The following is a 21,573-nucleotide window of genomic DNA, read 5'->3' as shown; positions in this document are numbered from 1 at the left end:
CCCAATAATAGGGCGGGCTATTCAAACCCAAACGACACAGTTAATTTGGATATACGGCAGTGATGTGGTTCGGCAAAATTATCGGCGGTATTCTGGGCTTTATGGTGGGCGGCTGGATCGGCGGCCTGTTGGGTGTGCTGGTCGGCAACTTCTTTGACAAGGGGTTGGCCCGCTCACTGGTGGGCGCCAGCCCCGCAGAGCTGGCCCAGGTGCAGACGGTGTTTTTCAAAACCGTGTTTTCCGTTATGGGGCACCTGGCCAAGTCCGACGGCCGGGTCTCGGAGGCCGAGATCGGCCAGACCGAGCAGCTGATGACGCATATGGGATTGACTGCCGAGCATCGCCGCGAGGCCATCGCCTTGTTCAAGGCCGGTGCCGAAGCCGAGTTCGACTTGCAGGCCACCCTTGAGGAGTTTCAACGACACTGCCAGCGCTTCGCCGGCCTGAAGCGTATGCTGATCATCTACCTGGTGGGTGTGGCCCTGGCCGACGGCATCCTGCACCCACAGGAGGAACAACTACTGCACCGGGTAGCCGAGGCGGTGGGTTTCTCCCCGGCGGCGTTTCGGCAACTGCTGGAGATGATTAAGGCCCAGGACCAGTTTGCCGGCGGGCCCGCCGCACCGCCGTCCGGGCAGGCCCTGGCGCTGGCTTACCAGGCGCTCGGCGTCGGCGCCGAGGTCAACGACCGGGAGCTGAAGCGCGCCTACCGGCGTTTGATGAGCGAGTACCACCCGGATAAACTGATCGGCCAGGGGATGCCGGAGGATATGGTGAAAGTGGCCACCGAGCGGTCGCAGGAGGTACAGGCGGCCTACGATCTGATCAGAAAGCACCGCCAGGCCGCGGCGGCGGCCTGAGTCCCCCCGGAGCTGCTGGTGATCTACCTGCTGTTGTTGGCCCTGTTGGGGCTGCTGATTTACGGCCCGCAACTTTGGGTCACCTACGTGCTGCGCCGCCATAGCCGGCCGCTGCCCGCACTGCCCGGCACCGGCGCGCAATTGGCCCAGCACCTGTTGCGGCGCTTCGAGTTCGACCAGGTCAAGGTCGAGCGCACAGAACCCGACCGCGATCATTACGATCCCGCCGACAACGCCGTGCGGCTGAGTCCGGATGTGTTCGACGGCAAATCCCTCACCGCCGTCGCCGTGGCCGCCCACGAAGTGGGCCACGCCATTCAATTCAACCGGGGTGAACCGGTCACGCAGTTGCGCCGCCGCTATATGGGCCGGGCGGCGACCTTGCAGCGCTGCGGTATGTTTATTCTGCTGTTGATTCCCCTGGTGACCGCCATAGTGCCGCTGCCCCACACCGTGCTGTTGACGGCGCTGGTGGGGGTGCTGACGATGCTGGTCTCGGTACTGATGTATGTGGCCATACTGCCGGAGGAGTGGGACGCGAGCTTCAACAAGGCACTGCCGATCCTGTTACAGGGCGAGTACGTTTCCGAGCCTCAGATAGCGGCGGTAAGGCAGGTGCTCAAAGCCTGCGCGTTAACCTACGTGGCGGCGGCGCTGGCAGATATCCTGCGCCTTTGGCGCTGGTTGGCGATCCTGCGGGCGTTAAGGTAACGCTTTGATTTACGTCAACTTTTTGTGTGGCGATTAGCGTTTTCGGGGCCCCTGAGCTTGGCTCTTCGACGGTGTTGTGCTTAAATGCGGCTGTTGTTGCAACTGATCATTGCAACTGATCGTTGCAACTGATCGTTAAAGCTGCAAAATCGATTTTATCGACTTGAAACCGGTCGCCTGAGCTGTTTTGCGAATGCGGTTTAGTCACGCTAACTACAGGTAATCCTTATGTCTGCGCAGGAAAAGTTGTTTGTTGTTGTCGATCCCAGTGATGATGTGCACCTGGCGCTGGAGCGCGCGCTGATTACATCGCAACTGCGTGCCGTGTCGCCGCAGTTACATGTGTTCGTTGCCGTCGATACCCAGAGTGTCGATACCCGCGTAATCAACGAGAACCTGTTTCGCGATCAGGACTGGTTTCAGGAACAGATTCGCAAGCCGATGGAGGAAAAAGGGCTCGAGGGCAAAATCGAGATTTCCTGGAGTTCCGACTGGCAGGATGCGATTATGCTGTCGGCGCGGCGCTTTTGTGCCGATCTGATTTTGCTGCCGGTGCGGGTCAAACCCAACACCAGCCGCTTTTCGTTCAGTGAATCGAAGTGGGGTCTGTTGCGCAATGCCGATTGCCCCGTATTGCTGGCGCGGCCCGGCGCCAAAGAACAACGCAAAACCGTATTGGCAGCAGTTAACTTCCAGGCCACCAGAGAATTCCAGCGCGAATTGAACTCGGCGATTCTCGAGCGCAGTAAATGGCTGGCGGAAATCTACGGCGCGGATTTTCACGTAGTCAACGGTTATCTGGATTCCATGCACTACCCCGACCGCGGCAGGCTCGCCAATGAGACCGGACTGCCGGCGGATAAAATCCATGTCACCCAGGGTTACACCGACGAAGTGGTGTCGGCGGTGGCAGCTGATATCGGCGCTGATCTGGTGGTTATCGGTACGCTGGGACAGACCGGTAAATCCCGAACACGGCGCGGCAACACCGCCGAGCGCGTGATCTCCGCGCTCAATTGCGATGTCATGGTGGTTAACAACTGATCGGCGATCTCGTAAACGCTGTTGTCAGCATTATCGCAAATACGGTCGTGAACACTGTTGTAAACGACGTCACAAACGAAGCCGCCAGGTGCTGCCTGAGCAACGCAGTTGGCGGCGGTTGTTGACAGGTACTTTTGGTAGAGACTTTTTTAGCAAACACTTTTTGGCGAGTAACGCTGACAAACAGCATGGATACCGGCGCTGGCCGGTAGTGGGTGATGGCAGCCGAGCGCGAGACCGTTTATTCCCGTTCCTCTCTGGCGCAGAAGCTCGGCGTCAGTCTGAAACAACTGACCCGCACCCTGATCGAGGCGGGTTGGATCACCCAGCACGACAGCGGCTGGAAACTCACCGCCAAGGGTGAGTTCGAGGGCGGCCGGTATCGCCGCAGCCAGAAATACGGCGAATACATTGTCTGGCCGGCCGCGATTCTAACCCACAAAGTTTTCGACACCTATGCCACACCCGCCGTCGGCGCCACCGCCTTAGGCAAGCCGTTTCAGCTATCGGGCCATACCGTCAACGCCGCCCTGGCAGAGCTGGGTTGGATAACCCCTCACCTGAAAGGCTGGAAGCTGACAGCGGCGGGCGTCGCCCTGGGCGCCGCGCAACGCGAGGATGCCAAAACCGGTATACCCTATGTCAGTTGGCCCCGCGACACCGCAACCAATGAGCCGTTGCGCCAGGTGCTGGCGCAACTGGCGGGGACGGATGTGCCCTGCTGTGAGGCCGGCGGCGCGGAACAAGTGTGTGCCCTGGACGGCCATCGCCTGGGTAGCGTCGAAGAGGCGCGGGTCGACAACTGGCTCTATGTACACAATATCGTGCACGCCTACCGGCGGCCGCTGGCCACCGACACCGCGGTACAGAGTGATTTCTTTTTGCCGGTCTATCAAGTCGTTATCGAACTGTGGCCGCCGCGGGGTGACGCTCAGATACTCGCGGCCAAACTTGAAAAAAGGGAGTTATACCGGCGCCGGCAGCTCAAGTTTATCGAATTGCAAGCGGACGATTTCGGCCGCCTCGATGAAGTCTTGAACCGCGAGTTGTTTAAACTGGGCGTCGAGGTGTAGGGGCGGCATCCCGGGGGCTGGCCGACGGCAGCGGAAACGCTTAAACTAGCTGGCGTGCAAACGCCGAGCCCGAGGTGATTGTGTGGTCAAAGTGAGCTTTACTCCCAATCTCAATCGCCATCTGTCCTGTCCCGAACAGGCGGTGGAAGGCGCTACCGTGGGCCAGGCCTTACAGCGGGTGTTCGTCGATAATCCGAGGCTGGCAAGCTATATCCTCGACGACCAGGGCAGCCTGCGCAAACATGTGGCGGTGTTTGTCGACGGTCGTATGGTCGGCGACCGTCGTTATCTCAGTGACACACTTACCCCCGATTCCGAAATCTACGTGGCACAGGCGCTGTCCGGTGGGTGATGTCATTCTTGGTGCAATAGTTTTTAGAATAATAGTAACTTTTAAAATAACAGTATCTTTAGAATAGTTGTTGGCTCAGTGACTAAATATAAGTATTAAAAACACAGTCATCAGGGAGGAAAACCACATCATGACTAACCAACCTGCAACCCTGCGTATCGCAACCCGCAAGGGCCTTTTTACTTTTGTTAACGCCGGCAATGGCGCCGATGCCTGGTCGCTGCAGGACAGCGCTTTTGTCGGTGATCCGGTCAGCGCCGTCCTTACCGACCCCCGCAACGGCGACCGCTATGCGGCGTTGAACCTGGGCCACTTTGGCGTCAAGTTACACCGCGCCGATGCCGGCGGTGAACAGTGGCAGGAGATCGCAGTGCCCAAGTATCCCGCCGTCGAGGGTGAGGACGGGGTTTCCCTCGAACAGCTTTGGGTCCTGGCGGCAGGCGGTGCGGACCGCCCGCAGACACTTTGGGCCGGCACCATTCCCGGGGGCCTGTTCAAGAGCGAGGACCGGGGTGAATCCTGGCGCCTGATCGAGTCACTCTGGAACCGGCCCGAGCGCAGTGACTGGTTCGGTGGCGGCTACGACGAGCCGGGTATCCATTCCATCTGCGTCGATCCGCGTGACAGCAACCGTATTCTGGTGGCGGTATCCTGTGGCGGGGTCTGGGAGACTCTCGACGGCGGTGACACCTGGCAGTTGTACGGCCAGGGCCTGCGTGCGGAATATATGCCGCCGGAGGGTATCAATGCCCTGGCGGTGCAGGACCCCCACAGTCTGGCGGTGTGTCCGGCGGCGCCCGAGGTGGCCTGGATACAGCACCACAACGGTATTTTCCGCTCTGGCGACGGCGGCCGCAGTTGGCGCGAGATTACCGATGTGCAGCCCTCTACTTTCGGCTTTGCCGTAGCAGTCCACCCGCGGCAACCGGACACTGCCTGGTTTGTTCCCGGTGTAAAGGACGAGTGCCGTATTCCGGTGGATGGCAAGTTGGTGGTGACCCGCACGCGCGACGGTGGCGGCAGCTTCGAGATGCTGGACCGGGGCCTGCCGGCCACACATGCCTACGATCTGGTGTTGCGTCATGCGCTGGACGTGGACAGCAGCGGGGAGCGGCTGGCCTTCGGTTCAACCACGGGTAACCTCTGGGTATCGGCAAACCAGGGCGATGACTGGCAGTGCGTGTCGAACCATCTGCCGCCGATTTATGCGTTGCGGTTTGATCCCGATACAGGCGGCTGAGCAGGTTTTCCGGATGACGGGAGAACGCAATTAGCCAGTGGTTAAATCCACACCGCTGACGATACCGAGCCAGTTTTTTACCGAATGATCGGTAGGCATCTGCGCTGTGGTTTCACGGTGCAGATCGATTAACCCCAGCGCCAGGTCTGCCGCGGCGGTCTGGTAGACGGCGGCGGGGTGGGGCGTCTCACCCATAGTGCGGGCGCGCTCGCGCCAGGTGTCGGCGACGCGGTCGATATCCGTCTGATCGATACGGAATTCTTTGAGGTCGTCCAGATAGCTCATTGTAAATCGCTTATCGGTTGCAAGCATGGCGTTGAGTGTAATGGCGGTACTCTACCAGTTGACCTCGTCGCCTGCCAGTGGTCCGGCGTTAGTGAGAACTGCGTCGGTTGCGGCAACCCGGGCCGTCGCTCTGCCTCAGCCGTCCGGGAGTGGCCCGGCTGTCGTGAGACCTGCTGCGGATCAGCTATCAGTCTATCAATAAGTCATTGATTTGTAAGGTAATGAAGTGAGGTGTTGATGGAATTGGTTTTGAATTTTGTGTTTGAACGTTCGGGACTGAAAAGTGAGCGACATATCGATACCCGTGGTTACTGGGCGCTGGCATGATGGGGTAAAAATAAAAAGGCCAACTGAGAACCGTTGACCTTTTGTAAAAAGCGCCTCCAGACTTTACCAGCGTCGCCCATAGTAAGGGTCTTCTGGTCGCGGAGCTGGTCTTGGTCGAGGAGGTGCGGCCGGCTCTAGAACTTCTTCTTCAAACATCTCATCCTCAGTATTCGGTCGAACTGTATAAGTTTGAACACTACCCAAATTTTGATGGCGCTGATAACTGCCTCGATCACTGGTAACAACTGCACCTCTATTACGGATATCACTAAGCATGTTGGCTTGATTTTGCGTGTAACCGGCTGTTGACGAGCCTTTGCATTCAATATTATTGTAACTACCATTTACGTTGGCCATAAAATCAGTGCGCAATGTTCTGCCTGGTGATTTATTTAAATTTTTTAGGTCTTGAGTAGTGTATGGACGCTGACCTGCCGGCCGGTTTGGCACAATATTAACCTGATCTTTCACATCGCTAAACGCGGGGTCCCGATGCAACGCTCTCCCTACATGGGCCTCATAGGCTGCTCCGTAAATGTTGTTAGCCGCAAGTTGAATCGTAGTTGGCGATCTATTGGGATATTGTGCGGCTGCCATACTATGTGCAGCTTGCTTTTCCGCCGACTTATTCCAAATAGAATTGTGGCGCTTCAACATAACGTTGTATCGATTCCCAAAACGGTCTTGTTTTTGGAGTTGATCGCCTTGTCTATCCTTTACAGCTTCTGCCTGGACCCTATACGAACTGCTAGCAGGGTTATGGCTCATATTTAGTGTCATAGTCTATACCTGTTTTAATGATTGATGCTATTTTCTTTAATTGCGTAACGCAAAATAGAAAAGTTGGCTGCGTTTTATTTTAAGCTTTAACAGTTTTTTAAAAACAATGCTGGCAGTTACGATTAATGCCGATATGTTTTCGTCTTCGATAAAAGTATATCCCTCCCACTAAAAAGTTTTCGCGTGAACGGATCATTAAAGTTAGTTAATTTCAGTGTATATTCTAAAGTGGTTAATAGAGTTTTTGAGTTCAATGTCTTTGCTTCATCAAGGTCTAGCAAAAAAGTTTTAGTAAAAAAATAGAAAAGCGATTTTGAGGTTGGTGGGTTTTTATAGAAAATGAAAGCGAATAAAAGGCAGGATGTATATGGTTTAGTTTAAATATTAATTTTAGTTTTCTTTATAGAGAAAAGAAAACCCGGAAAGGAAAAATAGAAAAGGAGAGATTGTCTTACTTATTAAGTGAAGAAACATAATTCGTTATTCACTTAATAAGTAGAAGGCTGCTGGTAATATTTGCTATCGCACGAGACGATGAGAAAATCTAATCCCTTTGTCCTGGCTGATTTTTCCAAGCTGAGAAATAGCATCGAGCGCGTAGGCATTGGGTTCGGTCACATAGAGTAGCTCTATAACCTTGTTTTTTTTATCAGCCTCCGGGTAGGCTTCCGTAAGTGCGTCACTACTAATATACTCAACATAATTGTCGAATTTTTGTTTAAGTGCATCGATATGCCCCTTGGAGTTCCACGCAAGGTGATCCACGATATTAAAATATATTTCGTTTGTGTCGGGTTTTTGCGCAATGAAATCAATGACATCAAGTTGGGATACTGTCATTTTAAAATCCTCTTAAGTATCAGGCGACTAAGTGTGTGTCTAATAAGAATTCATAAACAATATGTCGACTTACTGTGACGTTCAATACCTACATAAAATTAACGATAGAGATTTATAGCCCCTTGCAAGGTAACTGGTGCCTCATTTACCACAAGGGCGCTTTTACAGAAAAACAGCTCTCTGTAACCAATATTGAGCGTTCTACTTTCCTAACGTTATGCTGACAACCGATTAACAAGTGGCGACTTTACGGAAAAGGTTCAATATAGCCCGGCCAACCCCAGGCAAAGTGCCGGCGGCAGTCATGCATGTCGTTACTGCAAGTTTAGGTTTAACTGGGTCCGGTAGACGTACTCGATTGACGTAAAGCGACGCAAACCAACTGTCTGCGAATGGCGGGCTCCGGGAGTACTATTTCGGTTGCGGCGACTTGGGCGGCCGTTCGCGCAAATTATCGAGGCGGTGACCCAGGGCTGCATCCACCACATAATTCGGGTGGGCGACCAAAAACTGCCGGTACTCGCGTAGCGCCGCCTGCTCGCGGCCCTTGTCCAGCAGTGCGGTGATATCCCGCAACCACGCCTCCGGCTCGCGAACCACAGAGGTGTTCAACCCGCTCGAAGATCGGTGAGTCGAGTCGAACGGACTGGCGATCGGCTGTTGCGGTAACGTTTCCATTAACGGTTCCGCCTGCAGTATACTTTCCTCCGTCGCCACGCTTTCCCGCCTGGTCAGCGGTTCGGCAACCGACTTGCCCGCGGTGTCGGCGGTATCGGCGCCAGGCCGCGATGGCGTGAAAGCGGACTCCGAATCCTGCGGCTGTGGTGCTTGCGATGGCGGCGAATCCAAACCAGACGACAACTCTGCCGCAGCCTTCCTTTGTACTTTTATCGGGTGCGCTGGCGATTCCTTTGCCAGGCCTCCCGTCAACGCTTCCTCCAGGCTGTCCGCGGGTCCTTCCCCCCGATTGTCTATCGGACTTGCTATCGACTGTTGTATTTCTCTTTCCACTTCCACCGCCCTTCGAACTCGTTGCGGTGCAGGTAGCGTCGCCGGTTCTGATTCAGGCACCGCTAACGTTTTTGCGCCGATGGCGTCATCGTCTGTCATTGCGTCTTCTTGTAATTCGGCCATTTCCGGATCGGCCTCGGTTTCCCCGGGGATCAGCCGGTAAGGCGCCGGCTCCTTGAGGGTAAGTGGTGGCGGGGGCTGCAGTGGAAACACGATCAACAGGGCCAGTCCCGCTACTGTGGCGACCGATATCGCCGGTAACCAGCGCCGGTAAATATTGTTGTGGGGGCGGGCGGGTCGCCGGGCCCCGGCAGCGGCCAGAATCTTTCGGTCGAGCGCCGCCGGGGATGGCTGCCGGGGCGCACGTCGATAGAGCGAAGACAAGGCTTTGTCATCGAGCGGTTGTCGGCGATCGCGCTTTTCGCTGCTCATGGGTTATCCCCGGTGGTGGGCGCATAGTCGGCGTGCAGGGTCTGGCGCAGGCGTTGCCTGGCATAGCGCAGTCGGCTTTTCGCGGTTTCCGTCTCCACCTGGGTGATGGTGGCGATCTGGTTCAAGGTAAACCCCTCTTCTTTCAACAGAAAGGCCTCGCGTTGCTCCTGGGGCAGGGCCGCTATGGCCTGCAGCAGGCGCTGCACCTCCAGTGCGGCGGCCGGTGAGTGGCTGTCGGAAGCCATGTACGGCTGTGCGTCCATGGCCTCGTCACCGGTTTCGATCCAGTGCGTGGTGCGGCGCAGGTAGTCGATAAATTTGCGGCGGGCCAGCGTATAAAGATAGGTGCGAAACTTGGCTCGGGGCTCGTAGCCGGCGGTCTGTTTGATAATCGACATCCAGGTATCCTGGGCCAGGTCTTCGACTGTGGCGGCCGGACGGCCGGCGCCGGCCATGCGTGACAAAAAACCGAACAGGCCGTTCTTATGGCGCTGGTACAGCTCGGCAAACGCCTTGGTGTTGCCGGCCTGGTAGGCCTGCATCAGGGCCTCGTCGGAGCGAAAACGATACAACAACGGATCAGCGCCCGCTGTTGCTGCGAAGTAAACCCATGGCCTTCCTATCCCGGTGTCAGCGTTGTACCAGATTCTGCGCCAGACTCTGGCTTAACTCAACCAGTGAGATAAATTCCGCCCGGTAGCCGTTGGGGTCGGATTCCCGCGCCTCCCGCGCCAGTTCGGCGACCTGTGGGTAGCCAAATTCGCCGGTGTGGATGCCGCCCCGGAGTATTTGGGCATAGCCCGCCACCGCCGCCGCGAAGCGCAGGTTGGCCGAGGCCTGGCGAATATCCCCGCGTATGCTGGCGGCCTTGACAGCGACGGCAACCTCCTGGCTCTCGTCGGCATCGGGCTGCTTGTAGCGCAGTCGTACAAAGGCCAGTTCTGCATTTTCTGAGGTGGGGGCGATACGCTCGCCCTGCTGGTAGCGCAGCGGGTCGATCTGTATACCGGCGGAATCCACCAGCGCGATCTCATAGAGAGCGGTTACTGTGTGACCGGCGCCGATATCGCCTGCATCCACTTTGTCATTGCGAAAATCCTCCCGTCTGAGCAGGCGGTTTTCGTAGCCGATCAAGCGGTATTCCGCCACCTGGGCGGGATTGAACTCGATCTGGATCTTCACATCCTTGGCGATGGTGTGCAAGGTCGAGTGTCTTTCTTTGACCAGCACCTTGTGTGCTTCTTTAAGGGAATCGATATAGGCGGCGTTACCGTTGCCGACGTCGGCCAGTTGCTCCATCAGCGCGTAATTGTAATTGCCGGTACCGAAACCAAGAGTAGTGAGGGCGATGCCGGACTCGCGATTTTTTCGAATTAAGTCTTTCAATTGTTCGTGATTGACAACACCGACGTTCATATCGCCGTCACTGGCGATAATCACCCGGTTGATACCGCCATCGATAAAGTGCTGGCGGGCGGTATTGTAGGCCAACTGCAGACCGGCGCCGCCATTGGTGGAACCACCGGCCTCCAGAGCGTCGATGGCGTTAAGTATCTCGAGCTTGCGGTCCGCCGGGGTCGACTCCAGCACCAGGCCGGCGGCGCCGGCGTAGACTGCCAGCGCCAGGCGGTCCCGGGCGGACATTTCGTTGACCAGCATCCGCAGTGAGCGCTTGACCAGCTCCAGCTTGAACGGCGATTGCATACTGCCCGAAACATCCACCAGAAACACCAGGTTGGCAGGCGGCGGGTTGTCGGTGGCCGGCTGATAGCCCTTGAGACCCACCTGTAGCAGCAGGCGTTCAGCGTGCCAGGGGCTCGGCGCCACTTCGGTGGTAATGGAAAACGGCTGGCGGGTGTCGGTGGGAACCGGGTAGTTATAGCTGAAGTAGTTGATCAGCTCCTCCGCCTTTACCGCGTCGCCGGGCGGCAGTCGGCCTTCACGCATGATCATGCGGCGGATATTGCTGTAGGCGGCGGTATCCACATCGACACTGAAAGTGGACACCGGGTGCTCAGCCGCGCGCTTTACCGGGTTGTCTTCCATGGCCAGGTAGTTTTCCCGGTCCACTTCCTGTGGTCTGGGCATCGGGGCAGGCAAGACCAGGGTCTTGGCCGCATGGTCTGAGGCGACTTGCGGGGAGCGGGGACGAGACATCCGAGGCTCGGCACTGTTGACGATTTCCTCAAGCGCCAGCTCGGGTTCTGCGACTGCGCCTGCGGTTTCTGCCCGGTCAGTCTGCGCCGGCAGGGTATTGAGGTCCACCGTGGTGTATTCCTTTTCACCGTCTTCCGCACCTTGTTTGGCACCTTGTTCCACTGCACAACCGCCGATGGCGGCCAGCAGAAGCCCTGTCAGTAAGAATGTTTTGTTCGGCATTTAACCGTCCTCTTGGTTGGTGTTCTTGTGGTTGGTGTTCTGGTGATGGGTGTTTAGAGGGTTAAACGTTGGCGCAAAAGAAATGGGGTTAAAAAAAATCCGGCGGTGCTGGCTGGTGTTGCGGATCAGTTCGCTCGATTGCGGTTAGCGCTATCGGTGTCAAGTGGTAGTGCGGATTGGGTAGCCGCCGCTTGCAGTATAGTGCGATCGGTTGCAGGGGTGCACTTATATCTATCGGTTATGAACAGATTCGACGTTAGCGCTTTTTAAATTCTTGGTAATCGCCTGTTCCGACTATCGTAGCTAACGAGCAAAAGATGGAATGACAAAATTTTGTAAAAAAGTGTCAACGCTTTTTTTGGGTATTAATAATGGAGTGCCACTTGTGAAGTGCTGTCGTCTGCGAAGTACAGTCAGTTGTGGAGTGCAAATGTTACAGATTACTTACCCCGCTAGTAAAAGCGGGATAAGTTACAACATCACCATACCCGCACCTTTAACAGGGTCAACAGGGTCAACAGGGTCGGAGCGGCAATGAGGGAATAAAAGTGGCGCCGTTACGCGGGTTCGACGTTTTCCGCCTGCGGGCCCTTTTGGCCTGTGCCCTCGGTGAAAGTGACGGGCTGACCCTCCTGTAGTGTCCGGAACCCGGTGCCGGCAATATTGCTAAAGTGTACAAAGAGATCCGGGCCGTCCTCTCGAGAAATAAAACCGTAACCTTTGCTTTCATTGAACCATTTAACGGTTCCCGTTAATTTATCAGACATATGTAAACCTTGTGTTTGCCCTTACTATATATATGCATTTCTGCCAGCCGAGCACTGTCAGCACAGAATCATCGGTTTTTCATGGTTGTACGTTCAGGTTTTCTCGAGGTATTAGTTACTTGCTCTATCGCCGCAAATTCAGTGTCACCGCAAATGCGTTCGAGGCTGTCACCGCCCACGTGTAACCACCGCACTGGCAGAATTTTAGTGGGGTTGGACTTTGAAGGCAACCGCTCAGGTCCTTGCCGGTCAAAAAATCAAGCGCCGACTTGAAGGAAACTTGATCGGTGTCAACATCGGTACTAGTTTTCCTTTGGCCCCTCGCTTACCGGCAACAGAGTAACCTCCCGTTGCGGAAACGGAATGTCAATACCGGCTTCCCGCAAGGCACTGTGAATAGCGTGGTTGGCTCGAAACCGAACTTCGTGGAAGTGGCTGGTGGGAATCCAGACCCGCACCTGTAGATTGATACTGCTGTCGGCGAATTCGTCGATGCCAATCTGCGGCGCCCGCTGCGTATTGATACCCGCCACCTGAGTTATTGCGTTTTCGAGACTGCGCACGGCTGCCACCGGGTCGCAGTGATAGGCGATACCGATATGCAGTTCCAGCAGCGTGTCGGCGCGGGAGTTGTGAATGATTTCGCCGACGATATGTTTGTTGGGAATGATAATTTCCACTTCGTCTTCGTTGGTAAGCAGGGTGTAACCGAGACGCACTTCTTTTACCAGACCGGTTACGCCCTGCACCGAAATGGTATCGCCGACTACAAACGGACGGGTCAGGACGATGTTGAGACCGGCGCCGTAGTTAGAGAGCAACCCCTGCAGCGCCAGGCCGGCCCCCAGAGAGACCGCGCCGATGGCGGCGACCAGGGGGGTGACACTGATACCGAGTTTGTTCAGGGCGATAATGGCGACCATGGCGATCGTCAGCAGGCGAATAACATTGGCGATAAACTGGCTCAGGGTGACATCGAGATTGTGGCGCTGGCACAGATTGAATACCGCCGTCGAGACCCGGGCGGCGACCCATATGCCGATCGCCAGGATGATGAGCGCCCCGGCGATTTGAAAGCTGTAGTTCACGAAAAATTCAGTGATTGTGTGATAAATTGTAGCGGCGTATTCCAGTTCCTGTTCCACGGGGAGTCCTTCGCGTTGGGTGCGGGTTCGGTGCGCCGGCGGTCTCCGGGGCGCATCGGGAAGTATAGGCAGTATAGGGCTTTGTGATTAGTGGTCAAACCGGGTAGCCGCTGTTGGTGGCGACGGCCAACAGGATAGAGTCAGCAGTGGGGTAAGCCGTAGGTTTAGCCGTCAGGAAAGGTGTCGATTGAGCGTTAACAGCGACCAACAGGAATATCAGACCGCAGTCAAAAAACTGGGCAAGCGCGGCGTGTTGTTGAGCAGGTCGGAGTTTGTCTGTTTCCACATTGCCCGGCGCTATCAGCGCAATGTGCTCAAACGAGAGGCTTTTGGGCTCGAGCACTGGTTCTGGCCCGCGGCGTTGGATCAATTGCACTGGTCAGCCTCGATGCCGCGACGTCTCGGCCAGGGGCTGATCATCGCCGTGAGTCTGCCGTTTATCGTCAGTTGGCAACTGCTGGGCCGCCTCGCCAGATTGCTGGCGTTTCCGTTTCGCTACCTGCGGACCTATATGATTCCCAGAGGGCTGGCCGCACCGGGCGAGAAAACACTGGCCGGCGTTCACAATGCCTTCGCCCGTTTTTTCGATCTGCCGCCCGACGCCTATATGGACTGCGTCGATGAATGGATTCAGGCCCTGTACGGTTTGGACCGGAGTCTGCGCGACTATATCGTGACGATGAACCGCGGTGCCGAGCAGTTGCCGGCGCCGGCGTTATCCCCCTCGATGCGCAGCTACATTGCCGTGGCGCGGGAGAAACTCTCGCAGGAACTCGGCCACTATCGCGCCTGACGCCTGTCCCACATTCTCGCGCCGGCGCTGGTTATGGTGCCCGTTCGTGCTGCCGCCGGTCTTGTCCTGCCTGCGGCGGCGATCTGTGCAGCGGCTTTGATATCCCATCACCTGAGGTTCCATAGTCAGACCAGAAAATTCGATGCTAAACTCACCCCTGCAGTCCCGTGCGCGGGGCCGCCACTGAATCGCAGACGGGGATCGGATACTATGGACTCGCACGACGTCGACTATGAGATTATCGGCACCTCAATGCAGATGGTAGAGGTTCTGCTCGACCCCGACGAGACGGTGATTGCCGAAGCCGGGGCAATGAACTATTACCAGGGCGGTGTCGAATTCGCTACCAAAATGGGCGACGGCGCCGACCCGGAGCAGGGGGTGTTTGGCAAGTTGTTCAGCGCCGGCAAGCGCCTGATGACCGGCGAATCACTGTTTATGACCCACTTCAGCAATCGCGCCGAACAACCGCGCCGGGTCGCCTTTGCCGCACCTTACCCCGGTACGGTGATTGCACTTGACCTGAATGAATGCGACGGTGAAGTGGTGTGCCAAAAAGACAGTTTTCTCTGCGCCGCGCTCGGCACCCGCGTGGACCTGGCGTTCAGCAAGCGCCTGGGAGCGGGCTTCTTCGGCGGTGAGGGTTTTGTCTTGCAGCGTCTTAAGGGCGACGGCATGGCGTTTGTCCACGCCGGCGGCTCAGTGATCGAAAAGACCCTGGTGGGGGACGAACTGGTGGTGGACACGGGTTGCCTGGTGGGGTTCACCCGCGGGGTCGACTACGACATTCGTCTCAACCGCGGCCTGAAAAGCCTGTTTTTTGGTGGCGAAGGGGTCTTTCTGACCCATTTGTCCGGGCACGGTAAAGTGTGGCTGCAGAGTCTGCCGTTTTCCCGGCTGGCGGACCGGGTGATCGCCCATGCCCCAAGCCGCGGCGGTCGCGACAAGGGCGAGAAATAGGGCGAGATACAGGGCGTTTGCCCGCGCTCGTAACATTCCCAGGGTCTTAAAATCCCCGGGGTCCTAAGATCCTCGGGGTCTTAAAATCAATGCCCCTGCAGCAGGGCGGGCAGCCCGAAAGGTTTTTTCGGCAGGTAAGGGGTAATAATCTCCACGGCGTTGGTGTAGACCTCGCGCACATTGACCAAAATGCCCACCTCCATGCGCCGCGACAACATGGTCACCGGAAACAGGCAGTGGCTGGTGGCCTCGACGCAGATGGCGCGGCTCCTGCCCACTTTATCCTCATACACCATCCACTTCAGGCCCAGCTCCCGCACCAGCAGGTTGCCCAGCACCGCGCCCATGGCCTGCAGTTTAAGGCGTTCTTCTTTACCGATCAGGCCCTGGTTGACGATACGCTGCAGCAGCTCCAGGTCGTCGCGGTTGTTGCGCACCTGAACGCCCAGCTGGCGGCGGGCGATATCGTCAATGGTGTCCACCTGCTTTTGCAGATGGTTGCGGTCCATCCAGCCGAGTTCGGTGATGCTGACTTTGTCCTCGTCGTCGGCCCAACTCCCCGGTGCCGACAGGCTCAACAGCAGGCAGTAACACACGGCGCGAACCATAGGTTTCAGGACGGGTTTCAGGACGGGTTTCAAAATAGTGGCTCCTCAGACATATAGCCGCTTTGCACAAGCGGGGTATTCATACGCGCCGTATTATAGTCGACTACCATTCGCGGCGCAGGGGATTATAATAGCGTCCTTTTTGACAAATGCTGTTTTTAAAAGTGCCATTTGGTCCGCCCGCCGTCGAACCGGAAGAGCGTCCGGGTGGCGCTGGACCTAGGACATCTATGCCCCTTTCACACGCGATCGCTCACTACGTGAGCCGGCCGGGTGGCAGTGCCCGCACGCGCCTGTCGCTGCGCCCGGACGCCTACCCGATCTCGCCGCAACAAGAGGAACTGGTGCGGCGTCTGAAGCAGGCCTATATCGGCAAGGCCGGCAAATTCTATGGTTGCTTCTCCGGCGATATGGCCGCCAGTCCGCTGCCGCGCTGGCTCGACGAGTGGGCGCACGAGCGCCTGGGCTTTGCCAGCTTCTCGGCCAAGGTGATGCAGCAGTTGCAGTCCGTGCTCGACGACAGCGAGGTGGCTCTCGATGCGCATCTGCTGTTTTTCGTGGAGCAGCTGCTCGACGGCGACACCTTCTACCTGTTCGTCGTCGACCAGTGCGAAGGGTTGTATATCGACAGCAACCTGGATATGAACGATGTGCAGTTTCTCGATGCGACGCAAATTCTGTTCGGTGCCAAAGTCAATCTGACGGCCTGGCGCAGTGGCGAGAAGAACAACTACCTCTCGGTGCTGCGTTCCCGCGGCGACAAGGCGCTGACCGAGCTGTGCTGGCAATTGGTGGGGTTCAGCGATCAGGTGGACACCGCGGCGGAGACCACCGCCTTTTTGGATATTGTCGCCGAGTATGCAGCCGAGTTGCCCGAGCCGCAGGCGCGGGCCTGCCGGCAAAGCGTGGTCGACTACTGCCTGGAGCAGGACAAGGGCGGTGAGCCGGTGTCGGTGGCAAAACTGTCGGAGCATATAGATGCCAGCCAACCCGAGCACTTCTCCCGCTTTGTGGCGCACCGGCAGCCGCAGCCGAAACCGGAATTGATACCCGATCGCGGGCAATTGCGACAGTTTGTGCGCTTGAGCGGCCGCAATGAACAGCTCAGTGTCAGCTTTTCATCGAACTGCCTCGGGGAAACTGTGGTCTATGACCAGCAGTCAGATAGTATTACCATTACCGACATTCCCAGTTCATTGAAACTGCGCCTGTTGCAACATCTACAACAACAGCAAAAGCAGCAGCAAACATCGAGCACCGGGCCGCGGCCGGATACTATTGAGCGACCGCTGAGCGAGGCGTGAGTAAGGTGTGAGTAAAAGGGGGGCACTATGATTGGCGACAAACGTTCACTGCTGGTTGCGGCGCTGCTGGTGGCGATGGTCCTGAGCGGCTGGCAACTGTATCAATCCCACCGCCGCCAGGCGGTATTACAGCAACAGTTACTGACCTTGCAGGCTGAACTCGAGGGGCTCAGAGGTCAACTGGGCACGGTACAGCAGGAACTGGACAGCCTTGAACAGAGCAGCGTCAAAGGCGCTATCGAGGAGGCCAACAGCGCCATCCTCAGTGGTTGGGAGGCCCTGCTGGAGACCGTCGAAGGCGAGCTGTCACGGGCCCGTGAGGCGCTCGAGAAGGAACCGCCGCCGGCCGTCGAGGCGCCGCCGCGCCTGCAATCGCCCGACGGCACGGACAGAACCTGAACCCGCATCAATCCCCAATACCCAATACCCGGAGGAGACAACAATGAAGCTAGGGAAAATACTGATCGGCCTGGTGGTGGCGGTGGTTGCCGTACTGGTTCTGGTGGTGGTTATCGGTCTGCAGAACATCAATGAGTTGGTTAAGGCCGCAATCGAGTCGGTCGGTTCGGACGTCACCCGCACTGCAGTGACCCTGGAGCGGGCCGATATTCAACTGACCGAGGGACGCGGCGCGTTGCACGAACTGGTGGTGGCCAATCCCGCCGGTTACGGCAGCGATTATGCCGTGCGCCTGGGGGAGGTGGTGCTGCAGGTGGAGCCGACGTCGGTGACCGGTCCGGTGGTGGTCATCAATGAGGTGCGCATTGCCGGGGCCCAGTTGATTGCCGAACAGCGGGAGTTGACCCGCACGAATTTGACCGATCTGCTCGACAATATGAAACCGGCGTCCACCGCCGGCGCCGGTGGTGAGCCCGCAGCAGATAGCGGTGGCGCGGCCGCCGCTGAGGTACGCCTGGCAGTGGAGAAAATTTCTTTCGCCGACAATTCACTGCGCCTGATATCGGAAAAGTGGGGCGAGCGCACCCTCGATATGCCCGCCATTGAGTTGACCGATATCGGTGATCCGCAAACCGGCTTGTCACCAGAGGAATTAACCCAGGCCCTGCTGACGCCCCTGATGGAAAGAGCCAAACAGGCGGCGACCTCGGCTATTCGGGAGCAACTCAAAGATGAGGCGGAGGACAAGCTGAAACAGCAGTTGGAAGAAAAACTGGACGATAAACAAAAGGAAAAGCTGGATAAATTGAAAGGCCTCCTCGGGCGTTAGCGCCCGGGCCCCCCGGTGGGGGAGGTGTCCGCGACGCCGAGCAGGGAAGCTAGGCTGCTACGCAGATGTTTCACCAGCGAATCTGACCATCGGCTTTTTTACAGTCAGTCGTGCATCCGTAGTAGCGGGTGCCATTCGGCACTCATTGGGTTTAACCCCAAAGTTTATCCTCGGCGGGTGCGGACACCTCGGGTGAGTATACCACTTAATCGGCGAGACGGAAGCTCGCCTGCAGTGCACAGTGGTCGGACAAGTCCCGCCACGGATGCCCCAACAACCGTTCCCCCTCCAGCAGGCGCAGGCCGCGAAAATAGATACGATCCATAGCCAGCAGCGGCCACTTGGACGGGAAGGTTCTGGCGTTGGCCCCGAGCAGGCATTGAAACACCTCCTGCATGCCCAGCGAGCGCTGCAGGCGGCGGTCGAGCTGGCGGGTCCAGTCGTTGAAGTCGCCGGCGATAATCAGCGGCGCATCGGCGGGCACGCCGCGCTCGATCAGGTGCATCAGGCGCCGCAACTGATAGCGCCGCTCCGCCGCCAGCAGCCCGAAGTGTACACAGATCACATGAATTCGCTCCAGAATGCGCCCGTGCAGCAGTCCCCGCTGGGAAAACCGCCAGCGGGTGATATTGACGTTATTCCAGGAGTCGAACGGGTACTTGCTGAGGATCGCGTTGCCGTGATGGCCATGCTGGTAGATGGCGTTTTTACCGTAGGCAAAATGCGGCCATATCTGGTCGGCGAGAAACTCGAACTGGGAGGCGCGGGGCCACTGCTCGAGGCGGTTCTCGTGCTTTTGGTGCTCGCCGATCACTTCCTGCAGCAGTACCAACTCGGCGCCCTGGGCGCGAATCGCATCGCGAATTTCGTGGAGCAGGAAAGCCGTGTTGTTGGCGTTGAAGCCTTTGTGGATATTGTAGGACAGTACGTTCAAATCGGGCATAACCGTGCTAGCCGACACCCCCGTGACAAGACGTGGCCGGCAATACCCGCAAAAAGGCGCAGCGGGCCCCGGGCCCGCGGCAGCTAGCGTGCACCCCGGGAGGGTTCGTCGATGATAACCTGGCTGTCGAGACAGGTTATCGCTATGTCGTCGAGCCGCGGGTGGCGGTCGTCGCGCAGCCGCTCCAGTAACTCTGCGCGGTCCAGCGCCACAGTGCCCAGGTGCAGCACTCGCACGCCGACACCGGCGCAGTCGTCACGCTGCAATAACGCCCGCAGCTCGCAACTGTTTAATCGGTAGCGGCCGCAGGGAAACTGCTGCGGGTTCGCCTCTGCCTCGGAAAAGGGTTCGTACTGCATGGTTAGGTGTTTCTCTCTGTCTGCGCTCTCTACCTGTTTGTACTGTCTATTCTGTCAATGCCAAGTGTTGTTCTACCTTGGCTATTACTATAGTTGCGTTTACTACAGTGGCGTTCAGTTGCATTGCCACAGCCGCGCAATTCCCTCTGGTTGTTTATTTTAGCAACATCGTGCTAGTGTAGCCCGGATCAGGGAGCAACTCTCTGTGCAAGGACGCAAATGCTGTGCAAGGACGTAAATGCGACCATCATACACCAAGGACGGGGTATAATCCGGCGATGCAAAATCACGCTCTCGATATTTTACAAAACACCTTCGGTTTTCATGCCTTTCGCGCTCCCCAGGACCAGATTGTCGACACGGTGGTCAACGGCGACGATGCCCTGGTTATCATGCCCACCGGGGGCGGCAAGTCCCTGTGCTACCAAATTCCGGCACTGGTGCGACCGGGCACCGGCGTGGTGATCTCGCCGTTGATCGCCCTGATGCACGACCAGGTCGCTTCGCTGCAACAGTTGGGTATCCGCGCCGCCTACCTCAACTCCAGCCTCGATCCGGGCACTGCCGCCGCGGTGGAGGCGCAACTGCGCGCCGGCCAGCTCGACCTGCTTTATATCGCGCCGGAGCGGCTGATTCAAGCGCGTACCCAGGGTTTATTGGGTGCGTGCAAAGTAGCACTGTTTGCCATCGATGAGGCCCACTGTGTGTCCCAGTGGGGCCACGATTTCCGCTCCGACTATCTGTCGCTGGACCTGTTGCCGCGCCAGTTTCCGGGCATTCCGCGGATCGCCCTCACCGCCACCGCCGACGAGCGCACCCGCCAGGAGATCATCGAGCGGCTGCACCTGCAGACCGGACGTCAGTTCTGCTGTGGTTTCGACCGGCCCAATATCCAGTACCGTATCACCCAGAAGAACAACGCCCGCCAGCAATTGCTGCGCTTTATCCACAACGAGCATCCCCGCGACGCCGGCATCGTCTACTGTCTGTCGCGCCGCAAGGTGGAGGCCACCGCTGAGTGGCTGCAGGGCCAGGGCTATACTGCCCTCGCATATCACGCCGGGCTTGGCGCCGACCAGCGGCGCCGGCACCAGGAGCGCTTTCTGCGGGAGGAGGGGGTCATTATTGTGGCCACCGTGGCGTTCGGCATGGGCATCGACAAGCCGGATGTACGCTTTGTTGCTCACCTGGACCTGCCGAAGAGCATTGAGGCGTATTACCAGGAGACCGGCCGCGCCGGGCGAGATGGTGAACCGGCCACCGCCTGGATGGTGTACGGTATTCAGGATGTGGTGAAGCTGCGCCAGATGCTGGAAACCTCCCAAGGCAGCGAGCAGCACAAGCGGGTGGAGCGGCACAAGCTCGATGCCATGTTGGGATTGTGCGAAATCACGAGTTGTCGCCGCCAGGCGCTGTTGCATTACTTCGGCGAGGAGACGCCGGACGCCTGCGGCAACTGCGATACCTGCCTGACTCCGGTGCAGACCTGGGACGGCACAGTGGCGGCGCAAAAAGCGTTGAGCTGCGCTTATCGCACCGGGCAGCGTTTCGGCGTCAACCACCTGATCGACGTGCTGGTGGGCAAGGAAACCGACAAGGTGCGGCAGTTTTCTCACCAGCAGTTGAGCACCTACGGTGTGGGGGCGGACCTCGACACCGGCCAGTGGCGCTCCGTGTACCGGCAGTTGGTTGCCCGCGGTTATTTAACCGTCGATATGGGGGGCTTTGGCTCGCTGCGGCTAACCGAGCGCTGCCGCGTGGTGCTGCGTGGTGAGGAGAACCTGGCCTTGCGCCGCGACCCGACCGAGCAGAAAGTTCGCAAGCAGCGCGGCAGCAGTCATCAGCTCAGTGGTGATGACGGGTTGTTGTGGGACGCTCTGCGTGCTTGTCGCAAAAAGATGGCGGAGGACCAGAATGTGCCGCCCTATGTGATTTTTCACGATGCTACCTTGATGGAACTGGTGGCCTATCGGCCCGCCAACCCAGACCAGTTCGCGCGTATCAACGGCGTCGGCCAGAGCAAGCTGGAAAAATACAGCGATGCCTTTCTCGAGGTTATCCGGCGCCATGAGGCGGGTGGCGATGACTCTCAGGTAGCGCCGCCGCACACGCTGGCCGGCAGTCCGGAGTGA

Annotated in this window: 23 protein-coding genes; 12 read left to right on the top strand and 11 right to left on the bottom strand. The window is 57.7% G+C overall.

The window, feature by feature from the left end; translation table 11 throughout:
* Positions 1–62 precede the first annotated feature (62 nt).
* The 6 genes from djlA to FKG94_RS13505 all read left to right on the top strand — a co-directional run bounded on the left by djlA (position 63) and on the right by FKG94_RS13505 (position 5,280).
* Positions 63–860 carry a co-chaperone DjlA gene (gene djlA / locus FKG94_RS13530; RefSeq protein ID WP_142904876.1) on the top strand — a complete coding sequence of 266 codons (798 nt, stop codon included), beginning with the start codon at positions 63–65 and terminating at the stop codon, positions 858–860.
* 18 nt (positions 861–878) lie between these two features.
* Positions 879–1,571 carry a zinc metallopeptidase gene (locus FKG94_RS13525; protein ID WP_142904875.1) on the top strand — a complete coding sequence of 231 codons (693 nt, stop codon included), beginning with the start codon at positions 879–881 and terminating at the stop codon, positions 1,569–1,571.
* Between the two features lie 228 nt (positions 1,572–1,799).
* On the top strand, positions 1,800–2,615 hold the full coding sequence (locus tag FKG94_RS13520) for a universal stress protein (protein ID WP_142904874.1): 816 nt from the start codon (positions 1,800–1,802) through the stop codon (positions 2,613–2,615).
* Positions 2,616–2,833: 218 nt separating this feature from the next.
* A complete protein-coding gene (locus FKG94_RS13515; RefSeq protein ID WP_142904873.1) occupies positions 2,834–3,688 on the top strand; it encodes a hypothetical protein in 855 nt (284 codons plus the stop codon).
* A gap of 82 nt (positions 3,689–3,770) precedes the next feature.
* Complete coding sequence (locus FKG94_RS13510) at positions 3,771–4,040, top strand: MoaD/ThiS family protein (RefSeq protein ID WP_142904872.1); 270 nt, start codon at positions 3,771–3,773, stop codon at positions 4,038–4,040.
* Positions 4,041–4,170: 130 nt separating this feature from the next.
* On the top strand, positions 4,171–5,280 hold the full coding sequence (locus FKG94_RS13505) for a WD40/YVTN/BNR-like repeat-containing protein (protein WP_142904871.1): 1,110 nt from the start codon (positions 4,171–4,173) through the stop codon (positions 5,278–5,280).
* Between the two features lie 30 nt (positions 5,281–5,310).
* Here the strand turns inward: FKG94_RS13505 and FKG94_RS13500 are convergent, their stop codons facing one another.
* The 8 genes from FKG94_RS13500 to FKG94_RS13465 all read right to left on the bottom strand — a co-directional run bounded on the left by FKG94_RS13500 (position 5,311) and on the right by FKG94_RS13465 (position 13,246).
* Entirely contained in the window at positions 5,311–5,565 is a 255-nt protein-coding gene (locus FKG94_RS13500) for a hypothetical protein (protein ID WP_142904870.1), read from the bottom strand.
* 390 nt (positions 5,566–5,955) lie between these two features.
* Positions 5,956–6,672 (bottom strand): hypothetical protein, encoded by a 717-nt coding sequence (locus tag FKG94_RS13495; RefSeq protein ID WP_142904869.1) that lies wholly within the window; start codon positions 6,670–6,672, stop codon positions 5,956–5,958.
* A 519-nt stretch (positions 6,673–7,191) separates the two neighbouring features.
* A complete protein-coding gene (locus FKG94_RS13490) occupies positions 7,192–7,512 on the bottom strand; it encodes a DUF6572 domain-containing protein (RefSeq protein ID WP_142904868.1) in 321 nt (106 codons plus the stop codon).
* A 411-nt stretch (positions 7,513–7,923) separates the two neighbouring features.
* Positions 7,924–8,955 (bottom strand): hypothetical protein, encoded by a 1,032-nt coding sequence (locus FKG94_RS13485; protein WP_142904867.1) that lies wholly within the window; start codon positions 8,953–8,955, stop codon positions 7,924–7,926.
* Complete coding sequence (locus FKG94_RS13480) at positions 8,952–9,530, bottom strand: sigma-70 family RNA polymerase sigma factor (RefSeq protein WP_142904866.1); 579 nt, start codon at positions 9,528–9,530, stop codon at positions 8,952–8,954. Before FKG94_RS13480 ends, FKG94_RS13485 begins: the two co-directional genes overlap by 4 nt.
* A 55-nt stretch (positions 9,531–9,585) precedes the next feature.
* Positions 9,586–11,334, bottom strand: coding sequence for a vWA domain-containing protein (locus tag FKG94_RS13475; protein ID WP_142904865.1), 1,749 nt, complete (start codon positions 11,332–11,334; stop codon positions 9,586–9,588).
* 557 nt (positions 11,335–11,891) lie between these two features.
* A complete protein-coding gene (locus tag FKG94_RS13470; RefSeq protein WP_142904864.1) occupies positions 11,892–12,101 on the bottom strand; it encodes a cold-shock protein in 210 nt (69 codons plus the stop codon).
* Positions 12,102–12,403: 302 nt separating this feature from the next.
* Entirely contained in the window at positions 12,404–13,246 is an 843-nt protein-coding gene (locus tag FKG94_RS13465; RefSeq protein WP_142904863.1) for a mechanosensitive ion channel family protein, read from the bottom strand.
* 187 nt (positions 13,247–13,433) lie between these two features.
* On the opposite strand from FKG94_RS13465, the gene FKG94_RS13460 reads away from it, so the two are divergent.
* Together FKG94_RS13460 and FKG94_RS13455 are read left to right on the top strand one after the other, a co-directional pair.
* Positions 13,434–14,039: a hypothetical protein gene (locus FKG94_RS13460; RefSeq protein ID WP_142904862.1), complete on the top strand. Its 606-nt coding sequence runs from the start codon at positions 13,434–13,436 to the stop codon at positions 14,037–14,039.
* 210 nt (positions 14,040–14,249) lie between these two features.
* Positions 14,250–14,999: a TIGR00266 family protein gene (locus tag FKG94_RS13455; RefSeq protein WP_142904861.1), complete on the top strand. Its 750-nt coding sequence runs from the start codon at positions 14,250–14,252 to the stop codon at positions 14,997–14,999.
* Positions 15,000–15,085: 86 nt separating this feature from the next.
* On the opposite strand, the gene FKG94_RS13450 is transcribed toward FKG94_RS13455, so the two are convergent.
* Positions 15,086–15,640, bottom strand: a complete 555-nt coding sequence (locus FKG94_RS13450) for a DUF3806 domain-containing protein (protein ID WP_142904860.1) — start codon at positions 15,638–15,640, stop codon at positions 15,086–15,088.
* A gap of 197 nt (positions 15,641–15,837) precedes the next feature.
* On the opposite strand from FKG94_RS13450, the gene FKG94_RS13445 reads away from it, so the two are divergent.
* Genes FKG94_RS13445 through FKG94_RS13435 form a run of 3 tightly spaced genes read left to right on the top strand, consistent with a single transcriptional unit; the run spans position 15,838 to position 18,139 of the window.
* Positions 15,838–16,911 (top strand): nucleoid-associated protein, encoded by a 1,074-nt coding sequence (locus tag FKG94_RS13445; protein WP_179957643.1) that lies wholly within the window; start codon positions 15,838–15,840, stop codon positions 16,909–16,911.
* A 27-nt stretch (positions 16,912–16,938) separates the two neighbouring features.
* Positions 16,939–17,310 carry a hypothetical protein gene (locus tag FKG94_RS13440; protein ID WP_142904858.1) on the top strand — a complete coding sequence of 124 codons (372 nt, stop codon included), beginning with the start codon at positions 16,939–16,941 and terminating at the stop codon, positions 17,308–17,310.
* Between the two features lie 43 nt (positions 17,311–17,353).
* A complete protein-coding gene (locus tag FKG94_RS13435; RefSeq protein ID WP_142904857.1) occupies positions 17,354–18,139 on the top strand; it encodes a hypothetical protein in 786 nt (261 codons plus the stop codon).
* 205 nt (positions 18,140–18,344) lie between these two features.
* On the opposite strand, the gene FKG94_RS13430 is transcribed toward FKG94_RS13435, so the two are convergent.
* A complete protein-coding gene (locus FKG94_RS13430) occupies positions 18,345–19,082 on the bottom strand; it encodes an endonuclease/exonuclease/phosphatase family protein (protein ID WP_142904856.1) in 738 nt (245 codons plus the stop codon).
* 83 nt (positions 19,083–19,165) lie between these two features.
* The gene (locus FKG94_RS13425; RefSeq protein WP_142904855.1) at positions 19,166–19,441 is read right to left on the bottom strand and encodes a hypothetical protein; all 276 of its coding nucleotides are present in this window, start codon (positions 19,439–19,441) and stop codon (positions 19,166–19,168) included.
* 278 nt (positions 19,442–19,719) lie between these two features.
* On the opposite strand from FKG94_RS13425, the gene recQ reads away from it, so the two are divergent.
* A complete protein-coding gene (recQ, locus tag FKG94_RS13420) occupies positions 19,720–21,573 on the top strand; it encodes a DNA helicase RecQ (RefSeq protein ID WP_142904854.1) in 1,854 nt (617 codons plus the stop codon).

The sequence above is a fragment of the Exilibacterium tricleocarpae genome (assembly GCF_007004655.1).
Classification (GTDB): domain Bacteria; phylum Pseudomonadota; class Gammaproteobacteria; order Pseudomonadales; family Cellvibrionaceae; genus Exilibacterium; species Exilibacterium tricleocarpae.
This window is presented reverse-complemented; position numbering and strand designations above follow the sequence as displayed.